The sequence below is a fragment of the Erwinia typographi genome (assembly GCF_000773975.1).
Taxonomy (GTDB): Bacteria; Pseudomonadota; Gammaproteobacteria; order Enterobacterales; family Enterobacteriaceae; genus Erwinia; species Erwinia typographi.
Genome location: NZ_JRUQ01000027.1, coordinates 79,295 through 96,656 on the forward strand (window position 1 = coordinate 79,295; position 17,362 = coordinate 96,656).

Annotated in this window: 14 protein-coding genes and 2 tRNA genes; all 16 read left to right on the top strand. The window is 54.8% G+C overall.

Going from position 1 to position 17,362, the window contains the following annotated elements; translation table 11 throughout:
• Positions 1-47 precede the first annotated feature (47 nt).
• The 16 genes from ftsH to NG99_RS07775 all read left to right on the top strand — a co-directional run bounded on the left by ftsH (position 48) and on the right by NG99_RS07775 (position 17,341).
• On the top strand, positions 48-1,982 hold the full coding sequence (gene ftsH / locus NG99_RS07705; protein ID WP_034890488.1) for an ATP-dependent zinc metalloprotease FtsH: 1,935 nt from the start codon (positions 48-50) through the stop codon (positions 1,980-1,982).
• A gap of 114 nt (positions 1,983-2,096) precedes the next feature.
• Positions 2,097-2,933: a dihydropteroate synthase gene (folP, locus tag NG99_RS07710; protein ID WP_034890489.1), complete on the top strand. Its 837-nt coding sequence runs from the start codon at positions 2,097-2,099 to the stop codon at positions 2,931-2,933.
• Positions 2,934-2,937: 4 nt separating this feature from the next.
• On the top strand, positions 2,938-4,272 hold the full coding sequence (glmM, locus tag NG99_RS07715; protein ID WP_034890491.1) for a phosphoglucosamine mutase: 1,335 nt from the start codon (positions 2,938-2,940) through the stop codon (positions 4,270-4,272).
• Between the two features lie 227 nt (positions 4,273-4,499).
• The gene (gene secG, locus NG99_RS07720) at positions 4,500-4,832 is read left to right on the top strand and encodes a preprotein translocase subunit SecG (RefSeq protein ID WP_034890493.1); all 333 of its coding nucleotides are present in this window, start codon (positions 4,500-4,502) and stop codon (positions 4,830-4,832) included.
• A gap of 54 nt (positions 4,833-4,886) precedes the next feature.
• A tRNA-Leu gene (locus NG99_RS07725) sits at positions 4,887-4,973 on the top strand.
• Between the two features lie 59 nt (positions 4,974-5,032).
• A tRNA-Met gene (locus NG99_RS07730) sits at positions 5,033-5,109 on the top strand.
• 212 nt (positions 5,110-5,321) lie between these two features.
• Positions 5,322-5,774: a ribosome maturation factor RimP gene (gene rimP / locus NG99_RS07735; RefSeq protein ID WP_034891039.1), complete on the top strand. Its 453-nt coding sequence runs from the start codon at positions 5,322-5,324 to the stop codon at positions 5,772-5,774.
• A gap of 24 nt (positions 5,775-5,798) precedes the next feature.
• Positions 5,799-7,286, top strand: coding sequence for a transcription termination factor NusA (gene nusA, locus NG99_RS07740; protein ID WP_034890494.1), 1,488 nt, complete (start codon positions 5,799-5,801; stop codon positions 7,284-7,286).
• 24 nt (positions 7,287-7,310) lie between these two features.
• The gene (infB, locus tag NG99_RS07745) at positions 7,311-9,998 is read left to right on the top strand and encodes a translation initiation factor IF-2 (protein ID WP_034890496.1); all 2,688 of its coding nucleotides are present in this window, start codon (positions 7,311-7,313) and stop codon (positions 9,996-9,998) included.
• A 68-nt stretch (positions 9,999-10,066) separates the two neighbouring features.
• The gene (rbfA, locus tag NG99_RS07750) at positions 10,067-10,474 is read left to right on the top strand and encodes a 30S ribosome-binding factor RbfA (protein WP_034890498.1); all 408 of its coding nucleotides are present in this window, start codon (positions 10,067-10,069) and stop codon (positions 10,472-10,474) included.
• Positions 10,474-11,418: a tRNA pseudouridine(55) synthase TruB gene (truB, locus tag NG99_RS07755; RefSeq protein ID WP_034890500.1), complete on the top strand. Its 945-nt coding sequence runs from the start codon at positions 10,474-10,476 to the stop codon at positions 11,416-11,418. The genes rbfA and truB overlap by 1 nt, the downstream gene beginning before the upstream one ends.
• A gap of 108 nt (positions 11,419-11,526) precedes the next feature.
• Positions 11,527-11,796, top strand: coding sequence for a 30S ribosomal protein S15 (rpsO, locus tag NG99_RS07760; RefSeq protein ID WP_024966694.1), 270 nt, complete (start codon positions 11,527-11,529; stop codon positions 11,794-11,796).
• Between the two features lie 301 nt (positions 11,797-12,097).
• On the top strand, positions 12,098-14,233 hold the full coding sequence (pnp, locus tag NG99_RS07765; protein ID WP_034890504.1) for a polyribonucleotide nucleotidyltransferase: 2,136 nt from the start codon (positions 12,098-12,100) through the stop codon (positions 14,231-14,233).
• 126 nt (positions 14,234-14,359) lie between these two features.
• Positions 14,360-15,244, top strand: a complete 885-nt coding sequence (gene nlpI / locus NG99_RS07770) for a lipoprotein NlpI (protein ID WP_034890514.1) — start codon at positions 14,360-14,362, stop codon at positions 15,242-15,244.
• A 104-nt stretch (positions 15,245-15,348) separates the two neighbouring features.
• On the top strand, positions 15,349-15,405 hold the full coding sequence (yrbN, locus tag NG99_RS30340) for a protein YrbN (RefSeq protein WP_106382000.1): 57 nt from the start codon (positions 15,349-15,351) through the stop codon (positions 15,403-15,405).
• 16 nt (positions 15,406-15,421) lie between these two features.
• Positions 15,422-17,341, top strand: a complete 1,920-nt coding sequence (locus tag NG99_RS07775; protein ID WP_034891042.1) for a DEAD/DEAH family ATP-dependent RNA helicase — start codon at positions 15,422-15,424, stop codon at positions 17,339-17,341.
• Positions 17,342-17,362: the final 21 nt, after the last annotated feature.

Below are 17,362 nucleotides of genomic sequence, written 5' to 3' on the forward strand. Positions count from 1 at the left end.
GCTGTCTGTTAACACAGTTGTAATAAGAGGTTAATCCCTTGAGTGACATGGCGAAAAACCTGATTCTCTGGTTAGTCATCGCAGTCGTGCTGATGTCGGTATTCCAGAGCTTTGGGCCCAGCGAGTCGAATGGCCGTAGGGTTGACTACTCAACCTTCCTGTCAGAAGTGAACCAGGATCAGGTCCGCGAGGCACGTATTAACGGGCGTGAAATCAACGTTGTCAAAAAAGACAGCAACAAATACACAACCTACATTCCCGTCAACGATCCTAAGTTGCTCGATAACCTGTTGACTAAAAATGTGAAAGTCGTTGGCGAACCGCCAGAAGAACCGAGCCTGCTGGCGTCGATCTTCATCTCATGGTTCCCAATGCTGCTGCTTATCGGCGTCTGGATCTTCTTCATGCGTCAGATGCAGGGCGGGGGCGGCAAAGGCGCGATGTCCTTTGGTAAAAGCAAAGCCCGTATGCTGACGGAAGATCAGATCAAGACCACCTTCGCCGATGTCGCCGGTTGCGACGAAGCGAAAGAAGAAGTTAGCGAACTGGTGGAATACCTGCGCGAGCCAAGCCGTTTCCAGAAGCTGGGCGGTAAGATTCCGAAAGGCGTACTGATGGTCGGTCCTCCGGGTACCGGTAAAACGCTGCTGGCGAAAGCTATCGCCGGTGAAGCGAAAGTGCCTTTCTTTACCATCTCCGGTTCTGACTTCGTTGAAATGTTTGTCGGTGTAGGCGCCTCCCGCGTCCGCGACATGTTTGAACAGGCGAAAAAAGCGGCGCCTTGCATCATCTTTATCGATGAGATCGATGCGGTTGGCCGCCAGCGCGGCGCTGGTTTAGGCGGTGGTCACGATGAGCGTGAGCAGACCCTGAACCAGATGCTGGTTGAGATGGATGGTTTCGAAGGTAATGAAGGCATCATCGTGATTGCCGCGACCAACCGTCCGGACGTTCTTGACCCTGCGCTGCTGCGCCCAGGCCGCTTTGACCGTCAGGTTGTTGTTGGTCTGCCGGACGTTCGCGGTCGTGAGCAGATCCTCAAGGTGCATATGCGTCGCGTCCCTCTTGCTACCGATATTGATGCCTCGGTGATTGCTCGCGGTACACCTGGCTTCTCCGGTGCCGACCTGGCTAACCTTGTTAACGAAGCGGCGCTGTTTGCTGCTCGCGGCAACAAGCGAGTGGTGTCGATGGTTGAGTTCGAGAAGGCGAAAGACAAAATCATGATGGGTGCGGAACGTCGCTCCATGGTGATGACTGAATCGCAGAAAGAGTCAACGGCTTACCATGAAGCGGGCCATGCCATTATTGGTCGTCTGGTGCCAGAACACGATCCGGTACATAAAGTGACGATCATTCCTCGTGGTCGCGCGCTGGGCGTAACGTTCTTCCTGCCTGAAGGCGACGCGATCAGCGCCAGCCGTCAGAAGCTGGAAAGCCAGATCTCCACGCTGTACGGCGGGCGTCTGGCCGAAGAGATTATCTACGGCGTTGAACATGTGTCTACCGGTGCTTCAAACGACATTAAAGTTGCAACCTCTATTGCACGTAACATGGTCACGCAATGGGGCTTCTCAGAGAAACTTGGCCCGCTGCTGTATGCCGAAGAAGAGGGCGAGGTTTTCCTCGGCCGCTCGGTAGCTAAAGCGAAGCACATGTCTGATGAAACCGCGCGCATCATCGATCAGGAAGTGAAATCGCTGATTGAAGGTAACTACCAGCGTGCACGCCGTATCCTGAACGAAAACATGGACATTCTTCACTCAATGAAAGACGCGTTGATGAAGTATGAAACCATTGATGCTCCGCAGATCGATGACCTGATGGCGCGCCGTGAAGTGCGTCCGCCGCAGGGCTGGGAAGATCCGGGCAGCACCAATAATTCTGACAGCAACGGTACGCCTAAGGCGCCGCGCCCGGTTGATGAACCGCGCACGCCAAATCCTGGCAATACCATGTCAGAACAGCTGGGCGACAAATAACCTCTTTGTTCGTCTGAGCACACTCCAAACCCCGGCGATGACCGGGGTTTTTTACATCCACGACTTGATTACCCGGTCTGACCAACCTGAAAAAACGTTTGGAGACTCTTCGTCATGAAGCTTTACGCCAGAGATACCGCGCTCGATTTATCCCATCCCCACGTTATGGGGATCCTGAATATGACCCCGGATTCATTTTCTGATGGCGGCAAGCATAACGAACTGGTTCAGGCGTTGACCCACGCCAACGAAATGATCAACGCCGGTGCTACCATCATTGATGTCGGCGGCGAGTCCACGCGGCCTGGTGCCGATGAGGTCAGCGTTGAGCAGGAGTTGGAGCGCGTCATTCCGGTGGTGGAAGCCATCGCCCAGCGTTTTGAAGTGTGGATTTCGGTGGATACCTCAAAACCGGAAGTTATTCGCGAGTCGGCAAAAGCCGGTGCGCATATCATCAACGATATCCGTTCGCTACAGGTGTCTGGCGCGCTTGAGGCGGCAGCAGAAACCGGACTGCCGGTCTGCCTGATGCATATGCAGGGCGAGCCGCGCACCATGCAGCAGGCGCCTAAGTACACTCAGCTGTTGCAGGATGTGGCGGCCTTTTTCGCGCTGCATATTGCCCGTTGTGAAGCGGCGGGAATAAAAAAAGGGCAGTTGATACTCGACCCGGGATTCGGTTTCGGTAAGAATCTGTCCCACAATTATCAACTGCTGGCCCACCTGGCTGATTTTCATCAGTTTGGCCTGCCGCTGTTGGTCGGCATGTCGCGTAAAAGTATGGTCGGTCAGCTACTGAACGTCGGCCCGTCGCAGCGGCTGACCGGTAGCCTGGCCTGCGCGGTGATAGCCGCGATGCAGGGCGCGCATATTCTGCGCGTTCACGATGTTAAAGAAACCGTTGAAGCGATGCGCGTCGTCGAAGCAACTTTGTCAGCGAAGGAAGAGTAACGTTATGAGCAATCGTAAGTATTTTGGTACCGATGGCATCCGCGGCAAAGTGGGTGAGTCTCCTATTACCCCTGACTTTGTCCTCAAGCTTGGCTGGGCGGCGGGAAAGGTGCTGGCGCGTAACGGCTCAAAAAAAATCATTATCGGTAAGGACACGCGTATTTCAGGATATATGCTGGAATCTGCGCTGGAGGCCGGACTGGCCGCCGCCGGACTGTCTGCGGCCTTTACCGGCCCAATGCCTACGCCCGCGATTGCCTATCTGACCAGAACCTTCCGTGCCGAAGCGGGGATTGTGATCTCCGCTTCGCATAACCCGTTCGATGACAATGGCATCAAATTCTTCTCCATTGAAGGCACCAAGCTGCCGGATGACGTCGAAGAGGCGATTGAAGCCGAGATGGAGAAGCCAATCACCTGCGTTGAGTCGGCAGAGCTGGGGCGCGCCAGCCGCATCGTCGACGCCGCTGGCCGCTACATTGAGTTCTGTAAAGGAACGTTCCCCAGTGAGCTTAGCCTCAACGGCTTAAAAATTGTGGTGGACTGCGCAAACGGCGCAACTTACCACATCGCGCCAAACGTGCTGCGCGAGCTGGGCGCGCAGGTGATCAGCATTGGTATTCAGCCCGACGGCATGAACATTAACAAAGAGTGCGGGGCTACCGATATACGCCAGCTCCAGCAGCGTGTCCTTGCCGAGAAGGCCGACATTGGTCTGGCTTACGACGGCGATGGCGACCGCATCATGATGGTGGACCATCTGGGCCATAAAGTGGACGGCGACCAGATCCTCTATATCATCGCCCGCGAAGGGTTACGTCAGGGACAGCTGCGCGGCGGCGTAGTCGGCACGCTGATGAGCAACATGGGGCTGGAGCTGGCGCTCAAACAGCTCGGTATCCCGTTTGCCCGCGCCAAAGTGGGTGACCGCTACGTGCTCGAGAAGATGAAGGAAAAAGGCTGGCGGTTAGGTGCCGAAAACTCCGGTCACGTCATCCTGCTGGATAAAACGACTACCGGCGACGGCGTTGTTGCAGGTTTGCAAGTGCTTACTGCGATGGTGCGCAACCATATGACCCTGCACGATCTGTGCAGCGGCATGAAGCTGCTGCCGCAAATTCTGGTCAACGTGCGCTTCAGCGGCGCTACCGACCCGCTGGAAGACGAAGCGGTCAAAGCGATTACGGCCGGGGTGGAAAAAGAGCTGCATGGCCGGGGGCGCGTCTTGCTGCGTAAGTCCGGTACTGAGCCCTTGATCCGCGTCATGGTTGAAGGCGAAGATGAACAGCAGGTGACCGAGTTGGCCCATCGGATTGCCGATGCGGTGAAAGCGGTCTGATGTGAAAAAGGACGGTAGATGAGTGATTTAGCAGCAAGTTTTGTTGCTTAAATTCGCCGTTTGCCGCTTTTTTCCGCAAACAGCCTTTCGCGGTAAAATTGCCCTTGCGCAGTCAGGCCGCTTTGGTTAGTATTCACACCCGCTTCTGATGGGTAGCGGCAACGCTATCACTGTAACTGGTTTGAAGCTTTTGATGTGCGGTTACCGCGCAAGGAAACAGGTTAATTATGTACGAAGCTCTTTTGGTAGTTTTCCTTATTGTGGCGGTCGTCCTGGTAGGACTGATCATGCTTCAGCAAGGTAAAGGCGCTGATATGGGCGCGTCATTCGGTGCAGGCTCTTCGGCAACGCTGTTTGGTTCTAACGGTTCAGGTAACTTTATGACCCGTATGACGGCAGTGCTGGCGACATTGTTCTTCATCATTAGCTTGATTCTGGGTAACCTCAACAGCAATAAGACTCAGAAGGGAAGCGAGTGGGAAAATCTGACTCAGCCTGCACAGTCGCAGCAGAGCCAGCCAGCTAAACCGGCCGCGCCGGGTAGCGATATCCCGCAGTAAGCAGTAAAAGCCGTAATTTCGACACGACAGAAATAAAAAAGTCGTCTCTTTAGTGCCGTGGTGGTGGAATTGGTAGACACGCTACCTTGAGGTGGTAGTGCCCGCATGGGCTTACGGGTTCAAGTCCCGTCCTCGGTACCAAATCTCAGTTTTGCTTGCATTTTATGCAAGATCGGCGTAGTATTTGCCACGTTTTCGGACGCGGGGTGGAGCAGCCTGGTAGCTCGTCGGGCTCATAACCCGAAGGTCGTCGGTTCAAATCCGGCCCCCGCAACCACTTTCCCTTAGAGTTCTTTTTCAAATATACTGTATGCATCGAACGGCGCATGTCAGCGGATTTTGAAAAAAATTCTTTTGGATTGTGCCGAACCGCCAGAGTCTTGGCGTACAGGGTCCAGTCGCATTAAGCCCCGATTTATCGGGGTTTTTTGTTATCAGGAAACAGCATACTGGGCTATTAAGCCCTTTTTTTATGTCTTGGGGGTGGCCTTGTCCACATTAGAGCAAAAATTAACTGAGCTGATCGCGCCACCGGTAGAAGCGCTGGGCTTCGAGCTGGTCGGTATCGAGTTCATACGCGGTCGCACATCCACGTTGCGCATCTATATTGATAGTGAAGATGGCATCAATGTTGACGATTGTGCTGATGTTAGCCACCAGGTAAGCGCCGTATTCGATGTTGAAGACCCGATTACCGTCGCTTACAACCTTGAAGTTTCCTCACCAGGCCTTGAGCGCCCACTCTTTACCGCTGCGCATTATGCACAATTTATCGGCGAAGAAGTGAGCCTGGTGCTGCGTATGGCCGTTCAAAACCGCCGCAAATGGCAGGGCATCATTAAATCTGTTGAAGGTGAAATGATCGCTGTTGCCGTTGAGGGTCACGACGAAGTGTTCGCGCTGAGCAACATTCAGAAAGCGAACCTGGTCCCCCACTTTTAAAAGTCCGGATTGAGGCATACCAGGATGAACAAAGAAATCTTAGCTGTAGTTGAGGCTGTGTCGAACGAGAAATCACTCCCGCGCGAAAAGATTTTCGAAGCGCTGGAGAGCGCACTGGCCACGGCGACCAAGAAAAAGTATGAGCAGGAAATCGACGTGCGCGTCAGCATTGACCGCAAAAGCGGCGATTTCGACACCTTCCGCCGTTGGGTGATCGTGGATGAAGTCACCATGCCAACGCGTGAAATTACGCTGGATGCGGCCCGCTATGAAGACGAAGCGCTGAATCTGGGCGAGTTCGTGGAAGACCAGATCGAATCCGTCACCTTTGACCGTATCACTACTCAGACGGCCAAACAGGTTATCGTGCAGAAAGTGCGCGAAGCGGAACGCGCGATGGTCGTCGATCAGTTCCGTGAGCAGGAAGGTGAGATCATCACCGGCGTGGTGAAGAAGGTTAACCGCGACAACATCTCTCTGGATCTGGGCAGCAACGCCGAAGCCGTCATCATTCGTGAAGACATGCTGCCGCGTGAAAACTTCCGTCCGGGCGACCGTATTCGCGGCGTGCTGTACGCCGTGCGTCCAGAAGCTCGCGGCGCTCAGCTGTTTGTCAGCCGCTCTAAGCCGGAAATGCTGATCGAACTGTTCCGCATTGAGGTGCCGGAAATCGGCGAAGAAGTGATTGAAATTAAAGCCGCCGCACGCGATCCGGGCTCCCGAGCCAAAATCGCGGTGAAAACCAACGACAAGCGCATCGACCCGGTCGGCGCCTGCGTAGGGATGCGTGGCGCGCGAGTTCAGGCAGTATCCAGCGAGCTGGGTGGCGAGCGTATTGATATCGTGCTGTGGGATGATAATCCTGCGCAGTTCGTGATCAACGCTATGGCCCCGGCGGATGTTGCCTCTATCGTGGTGGATGAAGACAACCACACCATGGATATCGCTGTTGAAGCCGGTAACCTGGCTCAGGCGATTGGCCGTAATGGTCAAAACGTACGTTTAGCGGCCCAGCTAAGTGGTTGGGAGCTGAACGTGATGACGGTCGACGATCTGCAGGCTAAGCACCAGGCTGAAGCCCATGCTGCCATCGACGTCTTTACCAAATATCTCGATATTGATGAAGATTTCGCCACGGTTCTGGTAGAGGAAGGTTTCTCCTCTCTCGAAGAGCTGGCGTATGTTCCAATCAACGAGCTGTTGGACATTGACGGTCTTGATGAAGAGACAGTAGAAGCGCTGCGCGATCGTGCGAAAAATGCGTTAACCACCCTGGCGCTGGCGAAAGAAGAGAGCCTGGGCGACAACCAGCCGGCAGAAGATTTGCTGAATCTGGAAGGTCTTGATCGTGAGCTGGCATTCAAGCTGGCAGCGAAAGGCGTCTGTACGCTGGAAGATCTTGCCGAACAGGGTGTTGACGACCTGTCAGATATTGAAGGCCTGAATAGTGAAAAGGCCGGTGAGCTGATTATGGCTGCACGTAATATCTGCTGGTTCGGCGACGACGCGTAATAAACTGTAGCAGGAAGGAACAGCATGACAGATGTAACGGTAAAATCGCTGGCCGCAGAGATTCAGACCCCGGTAGAACGCCTGGTACAGCAATTCGCTGATGCAGGGATCCGCAAGTCTGAGACAGATTCTGTGACGCAGCATGAAAAAGAAACGCTCCTTACCCATCTGAATCGCGATCATAACGGCGGTACAGGTAAACTGACTCTGCAGCGCAAAACGCGCAGCACCTTGAATGTTCCCGTCACCGGGGGTAAAAGTAAGTCGGTACAAATTGAAGTCCGCAAAAAGCGCACCTATGTAAAAGGCGATGCTGCAGAAGCTGAACAGGCAGAAGCAGAGGAGCAGGCACAGCGTGAAGCGGAAGAACTGGCTCGTCGCGAGGCTGAAGAAAAAGCCAAGCGCGAAGCTCAAGAGAAAGCGAAGCGTGAAGCCGAGGAGCAGGCTAAACGTGAGGCAGCTGAGAAAGCCAAACGTGAAGCAGCGGAAAAAGACAAAGTGAGCAATCAACCTACCGATGAAGTAACCCGGGCGACGCAATCCGACAAAGCCCGTCGCGAAGCAGAAGCTGCCGAACTGAAGCGTAAAGCTGAAGAAGAAGCGCATCGCAAGATTGAAGAAGAAGCGAAGCGCGTAGCGGAAGAGGCTCGTAAAATGGCTGAAGAAAAAGGCACCGAGTGGACCGAGGCGAAGGAAGTTGAAGACACTTCTGATTACCATGTAACCACATCTACCCACGCTCGTGCGGCTGAAGACGAGAACGATGCGCAGGTTGAAGGCGACCGCCGCTCTCGTGCTGCCCGTCCGGCTAAAGCGCCTCAGCGTAAGAAAGGCAACAAGCATTCTGAAGCGAAAACTGACCGCGAAGAAGCGCGTGCGCAGTTCCGCGGCGGTAAAGGCGGCAAGCGTAAGCCAAGCAGCCTGCAGCAGGGCTTTAACAAACCGGCTCAGGCCGTTAACCGTGACGTTATCATCGGTGAAACCATCACCGTAGCGGAACTGGCTAACAAAATGGCGGTTAAAGGCTCTCTGGTCATCAAAGCGATGATGAAAATGGGCGCGATGGCGACCATTAATCAGGTTATCGATCAGGAAACTGCCCAGCTGGTTGCGGAAGAGATGGGTCACAAAGTGACGCTGCGCCGCGAGAACGAGCTGGAAGATGCGGTAATGAGCGATCGTGATACCGATGCGGCCCACGAATCCCGTGCGCCGGTGGTCACTATCATGGGTCACGTTGACCACGGTAAAACCTCGCTGCTGGACTATATTCGCTCCACCAAAATCGCCTCTGGCGAAGCGGGCGGCATTACTCAGCACATTGGTGCTTACCACGTTGAAACCGACACCGGTATGATCACCTTCCTGGATACCCCGGGCCACGCCGCGTTTACCGCAATGCGTGCTCGTGGCGCTCAGGCAACGGATATCGTTATCCTGGTGGTTGCTGCCGATGACGGCGTGATGCCGCAGACTATCGAAGCTATTCAGCACGCTAAAGCGGCGAAAGTGCCGGTTGTCGTGGCGGTTAACAAGGTCGATAAGCCAGATGCTGACCCGGACCGCGTTAAAAACGAACTCACCCAGTACGGCATCATTCCGGAAGAGTGGGGCGGCGAAAATATGTTTGTTAACGTGTCCGCCAAAGCGGGGACTGGTATTGATGACCTGCTTAACGCCATTCTTCTGCAGGCGGAAGTGCTGGAGCTGAGCGCGGTTCGTCAGGGTATGGCAAGCGGCGTGGTGATCGAATCCTTCCTCGATAAAGGACGTGGTCCGGTTGCTACCGTGCTGGTGCGCGAAGGGACGCTGAACAAGGGCGACATCGTGCTGTGTGGCTTTGAGTATGGCCGCGTGCGAGCGATGCGTGACGAGCAGGGTCGTGAAGTGATGGAAGCGGGTCCTTCGATCCCAGTGGAAATCCTTGGCCTGTCGGGCGTTCCGGCTGCGGGCGATGAAGCTACCGTGGTGCGTGACGAGAAGAAAGCCCGTGAAGTTGCGCTGTATCGTCAGGGCAAATTCCGTGAAGTTAAGCTGGCTCGTCAGCAGAAATCTAAGCTGGAAAACATGTTTGCTAACATGACCGAAGGCGAAGTGTCTGAGCTGAACATCGTGCTGAAAGCGGACGTTCAGGGTTCTGTTGAAGCGATCTCCGACTCGCTGATGAAGCTGTCCACCGACGAAGTGAAAGTCAAAATCGTGGGTTCCGGCGTGGGCGGTATCACCGAAACCGACGCAACCCTGGCGGCGGCTTCCAATGCGATTCTGGTTGGCTTCAACGTTCGTGCCGATGCTTCTGCCCGTCGCGTGATTGATTCGGAAAGCCTGGATCTGCGTTACTACTCCGTCATCTATAACCTGATCGACGAAGTGAAGCAGGCGATGAGCGGAATGCTGACGCCGGAATATCAGCATCAGATCACCGGTCTGGCTGAAGTTCGTGACGTGTTCAAATCACCTAAGTTCGGCGCTATCGCTGGCTGTATGGTGACGGAAGGGAACATTAAGCGTCACAACCCCATCCGCGTGCTGCGTGACAACGTGGTTATCTACGAAGGCGAGCTGGAATCCCTGCGCCGCTTTAAAGATGACGTTAACGAAGTCCGCAACGGCATGGAGTGTGGTATCGGCGTGAAGAACTACAACGATGTGCGCGTTGGCGATATGATCGAAGTGTTCGAGATTATCGAGATCCAGCGTACTATCGCTTAACGGTCGCCTGAACATGTGACTTATTTGGGAGGCCTCTGCGCCTCCCGAATTATTTGGAGAGTATTATTATGGCGAAAGAATTTGGTCGCCCACAGCGGGTCTCGCAGGAACTGCAAAAAGAGATCGCCGTCATCTTACAGCGTGAAATCAAAGATCCTCGTCTGGGCATGATGGTTACCGTGTCTGGCGTTGAGGTTTCGCGCGACCTGGCCTATGCCAAAGTGTTTGTGACCTTCCTCAACGATAAAGACGAAGACGCTATCAAAGGCGGCCTGCGTGCGCTGGGCGATGCTTCTGGCTTTATCCGTACGCTGCTGGGCAAAGCCATGCGCCTGCGCATCGTGCCTGAACTGACCTTCTTCTACGACAACTCGCTGGTGGAAGGGATGCGCATGTCGAATCTGGTGACTAACGTGGTCAGAAACGACGCCGAGCGCCGGGGACCGCAGGAAGAAGAAGACAAGAAGGAAGACTGATGAGCCGTCCTCGTCGTCGCGGACGCGACGTTCACGGCGTTCTGCTGTTGGACAAACCGCAGGGGCTTTCGAGTAACGATGCCCTGCAGAAGGTGAAGCGGTTGTTCACGGCAAACCGTGCTGGCCACACTGGCGCGCTGGACCCTCTGGCGACCGGTATGCTGCCGATTTGCCTGGGAGAGGCCACCAAGTTCTCTCAGTATCTGCTCGACTCCGACAAACGCTACCGGGTCATTGCCCGCCTGGGTCAGCGTACCGATACTTCTGATGCTGATGGGGCGATTATCAGCGAGCGCCCGGTGAACGTCACTCAGCAGCAGCTGGAGAGCGCATTAGAGCGCTTCCGTGGGGAAACCCAGCAGGTACCGTCGATGTACTCCGCGCTCAAGTATCAGGGGCGTAAACTGTATGAATATGCCCGTGAAGGCATTGAGGTGCCGCGCGAGGCCCGCAGCATAACGGTCTACGAGCTGAAATTTATTCGCTGGGAAGGCGACGAGCTGGAGCTGGAAATTCACTGCTCAAAAGGGACCTACATTCGCACCATCACCGACGATCTCGGCGAGATGCTGGGTTGCGGCGCCCATGTGATTTATTTGCGTCGGCTACAGGTCGCCACCTATCCCATCACCCGAATGGTTACGCTGGAGCAGCTGGCCGAGCTGAGTGAGGAGGCCTTCCGCACCGAACGCTCGCCAGCGGAATTGCTCGATCCATTACTGATGCCGATGGACAGCCCGGCCGCCGATTACCCCGTGGTGAACCTGCCTGTGGTTGTTTCGGCTTACTTTAAGCAGGGAATGCCGGTGCAGGCTGCCAATGCCCCCGCCTCCGGGCTGGTGCGGGTAACGGAAGGCGATGAGCGCAAGTTTATCGGCATGGCTGAAATTGCTGAAGATGGCCGCGTGGCGCCACGCAGGCTGGTTGTAGAATATTCCAACTAGCCATTTGCGTAAGCTTCTGGCTAAGAGTAGAATAATGCGGCTTTACCATTGGGTTGCTGAATTAGAGATCGGCACCTGTACATTTATCTTATAATTTGGAGTTGTATCATGTCTCTAAGTGTTGAAACTAAAGCGCAGATCGTTGCTGATTACGGTCGCGATGCGAATGACAGTGGTTCTACCGAAGTTCAGGTTGCTTTGCTGACCGCACAGATTAACCATCTGCAGGGTCACTTCTCTGAGCACAAAAAAGACCACCACAGCCGTCGCGGTCTGCTGCGTATGGTTTCCCAGCGTCGTAAGCTGCTGGATTACCTGAAGCGTAAAGACGTTGCACGTTACACCAGCCTGATCGAACGTCTGGGTCTGCGTCGCTAGTCTTAGGGTTTGCCGCGGTCGTTTCGGTGCAGTCTGATACCCGGAAAAGATCAACAGGCAGATTCGTGCAAGTTTTGCTGAAAAGGGGCCTTTATGGCCCCTTTTTTCAGGTGAGCGGCAGCATTTCAGGTCAAACTATTGTATTGTTGCTGGGTGTGATCTTCAGTTGCAGAGTTTCGCGCGGCTAATGAGAGGCTTTGTCCCATAAGGGATTAGGGTTGTCATTAGTCGCGAGGATGCAGATGAGGATTTAAAATTAACGGCAGGGTCAGTGCCTTGCCAGGACGTTAAGGACATTATTTTGCTGAACCCGATCGTAAGAAAATTCCAGTATGGTCAGCATACCGTCACTCTTGAGACTGGTATGATGGCTCGCCAGGCAACGGCCGCCGTAATGGTAAGCATGGACGACACCGCCGTGTTCGTGACCGTTGTAGGCAAAAAAACCACCAAGCCAGGCCAGGACTTTTTCCCGCTGACCGTAAACTACCAGGAGCGTACCTACGCTGCCGGTCGTATTCCGGGCAGCTTCTTCCGTCGTGAAGGCCGTCCGAGCGAAGGCGAAACGCTGACCTCGCGTCTGATTGACCGTCCGGTTCGTCCACTGTTCCCGGAAGGGTTCATTAACGAAGTCCAGGTGATTGCTACCGTGGTTTCCGTTAACCCTCAGGTCAACCCTGATATCGTGGCGATGATCGGCGCTTCTGCCGCGCTGAGCCTGTCAGGCCTGCCGTTTAATGGCCCAATTGGCGCCGCGCGCGTCGGCTACATCAACGACCAGTACGTGCTGAACCCAACGACCGATGAGCTGAAAGAAAGTAAGCTGGATCTGGTTGTTGCCGGTACTCAGGGTGCCGTACTGATGGTTGAGTCTGAAGCTGAAGTACTGAGCGAAGACCAGATGCTGGGCGCGGTGGTCTTTGGCCACGAGCAGCAGCAGACCGTGATCGAGCAGATTAACTCGCTGGTTGCTGAAGCGGGCAAACCACGCTGGGACTGGCAGCCAGAAGCCGTCAACGAAACGTTACAGGCTCGTATTGCCGCGCTGGCTGAATCCCGCCTGAGCGATGCCTACCTGATCACCGAGAAGCAGGAGCGTTATGCTCAGGTTGACGTGATCAAATCTGAAACCACGAAAGCTCTGCTGGCCGAAGATGCGACCCTGGACGAAGCTGAAATTGGCGACATCCTGCACGCGCTGGAGAAAAACGTGGTGCGTAGCCGCATCCTGCGCGGCGAGCCGCGTATCGATGGCCGTGAAAAAGACATGATCCGTGGTCTGGACGTGCGCACTGGCGTGCTGCCGCGTACTCACGGCTCCGCGCTGTTCACCCGTGGTGAAACCCAGGCCCTGGTTACCGCGACGTTGGGCACCGCTCGTGACGCGCAGAATCTGGATGAGCTGATGGGCGAGCGCACCGACAGCTTCCTGTTCCACTACAACTTCCCTCCGTACTCCGTGGGTGAAACCGGTATGGTTGGGTCGCCTAAGCGTCGTGAAATTGGTCACGGTCGTCTGGCGAAGCGTGGCGTGCTGGCAGTCATGCCTAAAGCCGATGCGTTCCCTTACACCGTTCGCGTAGTGTCAGAAATTACTGAATCTAACGGCTCTTCTTCAATGGCTTCCGTTTGCGGCGCTTCTCTGGCGCTGATGGATGCTGGCGTGCCGATCAAAGCTGCCGTAGCCGGTATTGCGATGGGGCTGGTGAAAGAAGGCGACAACTTTGTGGTTCTGTCGGACATTCTGGGTGACGAAGATCATCTGGGCGACATGGACTTTAAAGTAGCCGGTAGCCGTGAAGGTATTACCGCGCTACAGATGGATATCAAAATTGAAGGTATCACCCGCGAAATCATGCAGGTGGCTCTGAACCAGGCTAAGGGCGCGCGTCTGCACATCCTCGGCGTGATGGAACAGGCTATCAGCACCCCGCGCGGCGACATCTCTCAGTTCGCTCCGCGTATCCATACCATCAAGATTAGCCCGGACAAGATCAAAGATGTGATCGGTAAAGGCGGCTCCGTTATCCGTGCGCTGACTGAAGAGACCGGCACCACCATCGAAATCGAAGATGACGGTACGGTGAAAATCGCGGCCACCGACGGTGATAAAGCGAAATATGCCATCCGTCGCATCGAAGAGATCACCGCAGAAATCGAAGTAGGGCGCATTTACAACGGTAAAGTGACCCGCATCGTAGACTTTGGCGCCTTCGTTGCTATTGGCGGCGGTAAAGAAGGTCTGGTGCACATTTCTCAGATCGCTGACAAGCGCGTAGAGAAAGTCACTGACTATCTGCAGATGGGCCAGGAAGTGCCGGTAAAAGTACTGGAAGTTGATCGCCAGGGCCGCGTGCGCCTGAGCATCAAAGAAGCGACCGAGCAGGCGGCAGAGCCTGAAGCGGACGCGGCGCCTGCAGCTCCTGAAGCAGAATAAAGTCAGACCATTAAGCTCTCCATGCTGGCATGGAGAGCGGGTTCATCGCGAGGGCAGGACGACACCTTGTGCACGGCAGGCGGATGAAAGGATAGTCATCCCATTGTTTGTATTTGGGAGTGGGAAATGAAGCCTTTTTTGCGCTGGTGTTTCGTTGCGACAGCTTTAACGCTGGCAGGATGCAGCAACTCGGATTGGCGTAAGAACGAGACTCTGGCTGTTCCGTTGCAGCCTACGCTGCAACAGGAAGTCATTCTGGCGCGTATGGAACAAATTCTTGCCAGTCGATCCCTGAGCGATGATGAACGCGCACAGCTGTTATATGAGCGCGGAGTGTTGTATGATAGTCTGGGTTTGAGAGCGCTGGCGCGAAATGATTTTTCATTAGCGTTATCTGTCAGACCCGATATGCCTGAAGTATTCAATTACTTAGGCATATATTTAACGCAGGCAGGCAATTTTGATGCTGCCTATGAAGCGTTCGATTCTGTACTTGAGCTTGATCCAACTTACAATTATGCGCATTTAAACCGCGGTATCGCCCTGTATTACGGCGGAAGGTATAAATTAGCGCAAGATGATCTGCTGGCGTTTTATCAAGACGATCCTAACGATCCTTTCCGTAGCCTGTGGCTGTATCTCGATGAAAGCGAGATGAACGCCGACAAGGCAAAAGTAGCGCTTCAACAGCGTTATGACAAAGCGGTCAGAGACCAATGGGGATGGAATATTGTCGAGTTCTACCTGGGCAACATCAGTGAAAGTAAGCTGATGGACAGTCTCAAGGCGGACGCAACGGATAACACCTCGCTCGCTGAACATCTCAGTGAAACCAACTTCTATTTAGGTAAACATTACCTAAGTCTGGGGGAGAAGGACGACGCAGAAGCGTTGTTCAAGCTGACGGTCGCCAACAACGTTCATAATTTTGTTGAGCACCGATATGCATTGTTGGAGCTGGCGCTACTCGGCCAGACACAAGACGATTTATCAGAATCTGACCAGCAATAGCTGACGAACTTTTATCGCCCTTTTTTTCGAAATGTCATCATCTTAGCGGATGAGGGCTTTCTTGTTCGTCGAAACCACTAATTTGAGCCGGTTCACACTTTTTGATGAAAATGACTGAATGTTTTCACGACGAGTTATGTAGACTGGCCGCCGCAATCTAAGAGGCACATGTACTACATGACTGATATTGAAACCACTTTTGCTGACCTTGGCCTGAACGCCGACATCCTCGAATCACTGACCGGTATGGGCTACGTAAAGCCTTCGCCAATCCAGGCTGAGTGTATTCCTCACCTGCTGGCTGGCCGTGATGTGTTGGGTATGGCGCAGACCGGGAGCGGTAAAACCGCAGCGTTCTCGCTGCCGCTGCTGAACAACATTGATAGCTCCCTGAAAGCACCTCAGATTCTGGTGCTGGCACCAACCCGTGAGTTGGCGGTTCAGGTAGCCGAGGCCGTAACCGAATTCTCTAAACACATGCGCGGTCTTAACGTCGTGGCCCTTTACGGCGGCCAGCGTTACGACGTACAGCTGCGCGCTTTGCGCCAGGGCCCACAGGTTGTTGTGGGTACGCCTGGTCGCCTGCTGGACCACCTGAAACGCGGCACGTTAGATCTGTCCAACCTGCGCGGTCTGGTGCTGGATGAAGCTGATGAAATGCTGCGCATGGGCTTTATCGAAGACGTAGAAACGATTATGGCGCAGATCCCAGACGGTCATCAGACCGCGCTGTTCTCTGCCACCATGCCAGAAGCGATTCGCCGCATTACTAAACGCTTCATGAAAGATCCGCAGGAAGTGCGTATTCAGTCAAGCCTGACTACTCGCCCTGACATCAGCCAGAGCTACTGGACCGCGTACGGTCGTAAGACGGACGCCCTGACTCGCTTCCTCGAAGCCGAAGACTTTGATGCTGCTATCATCTTCGTGCGGACCAAAAACGCCACGCTGGAAGTGGCTGAAGCGCTGGAGCGCAGCGGTTACAACAGTGCGGCACTGAACGGCGACATGAATCAGGCTCTGCGCGAGCAGACTCTGGAGCGCCTGAAAGACGGTCGTCTGGATATCCTGATCGCCACCGACGTTGCGGCCCGCGGTCTGGACGTTGAGCGTATCAGCCTGGTCGTCAACTTTGATATCCCGATGGATGCTGAGTCTTACGTTCACCGTATCGGCCGTACCGGTCGTGCTGGCCGTGCTGGCCGCGCCCTGCTGTTCGTTGAGAACCGCGAGCGTCGTCTGCTGCGCAACATTGAACGCACCATGAAGCTGACCATTCCAGAAGTTGAGCTGCCTAACGCAGAGCTGCTGGGTCAACGTCGTCTGGCTAAATTCGCGGCTAAAGTGCAGCAGCAGCTGGAAAGCAGCGATCTGGAACAGTACCGTGCGCTGCTGAGCAAAATGCAGCCTGCTGAAGAAGAGCTGGATATCGAAACGCTGGCTGCGGCCCTGCTGAAAATGGCTCAGGGCGAACGTCCTCTGATCGTGCCAGCTGATCCGGCTCCGCGTCCGCGTCGTGAGTTCAAAGAGCGTGACGATCGCCGTGGCGACCGTCCTGACCGTGGCCCGCGTGAAAACCGTGATGGTGGCGATCGTCCACGTCGTGAGCGTCGTGACGTTGGCGACATGGAAGTGTACCGCATCGAAGTGGGCCGTGATGACGGCGTTGAGGTTCGTCACATCGTTGGCGCCATCGCTAACGAAGGTGATATCAGCAGCCGCTACATCGGTAACATCAAACTGTTCGGCACTCACTCTACCATTGAGCTGCCAAAAGGTATGCCGGGTGACATCCTGCAACACTTCACCCGCACGCGTATTCTGAACAAACCGATGAATATGCAGCTGATTGGCGATGCAGTGCCACGCAGCAACGATCGCGGCGGCGAGCGTCGTGGCGGTGGGGCTCCGGGGCGTGGTGGTTTCGGTGCTGGCGGTCGTGAAGGCGGCCGTGGCGATCGTCCAGAAGGCGGACGTCGCTTCAGCAACGATCGCAATGGCGGTGAGCGTCGTAGCGCTGGTTTTAGCCGTGACGGTGGTAATCGTGGTCCGCGTACCGAAGGCGGCAACGCACCCACTCGTCGTCGTGATGCCTAATCACTGATTGACGCCTGACGG

Excerpts from the sequence above, each read along its gene's own strand:
- infB (WP_034890496.1), top strand. The coding sequence starts at position 7,311 with ATGACAGATGTAACGGTAAAATCGCTGGCCGCAGAGATTCAGACCCCG.
- truB (WP_034890500.1), top strand. The coding sequence starts at position 10,474 with ATGAGCCGTCCTCGTCGTCGCGGACGCGACGTTCACGGCGTTCTGCTG.
- nusA (WP_034890494.1), top strand. The coding sequence starts at position 5,799 with ATGAACAAAGAAATCTTAGCTGTAGTTGAGGCTGTGTCGAACGAGAAA.
- rpsO (WP_024966694.1), top strand. The coding sequence starts at position 11,527 with ATGTCTCTAAGTGTTGAAACTAAAGCGCAGATCGTTGCTGATTACGGT.
- NG99_RS07775 (WP_034891042.1), top strand. The coding sequence starts at position 15,422 with ATGACTGATATTGAAACCACTTTTGCTGACCTTGGCCTGAACGCCGAC.
- folP (WP_034890489.1), top strand. The coding sequence starts at position 2,097 with ATGAAGCTTTACGCCAGAGATACCGCGCTCGATTTATCCCATCCCCAC.
- secG (WP_034890493.1), top strand. The coding sequence starts at position 4,500 with ATGTACGAAGCTCTTTTGGTAGTTTTCCTTATTGTGGCGGTCGTCCTG.
- rbfA (WP_034890498.1), top strand. The coding sequence starts at position 10,067 with ATGGCGAAAGAATTTGGTCGCCCACAGCGGGTCTCGCAGGAACTGCAA.
- ftsH (WP_034890488.1), top strand. The coding sequence starts at position 48 with ATGGCGAAAAACCTGATTCTCTGGTTAGTCATCGCAGTCGTGCTGATG.
- nlpI (WP_034890514.1), top strand. The coding sequence starts at position 14,360 with ATGAAGCCTTTTTTGCGCTGGTGTTTCGTTGCGACAGCTTTAACGCTG.
- glmM (WP_034890491.1), top strand. The coding sequence starts at position 2,938 with ATGAGCAATCGTAAGTATTTTGGTACCGATGGCATCCGCGGCAAAGTG.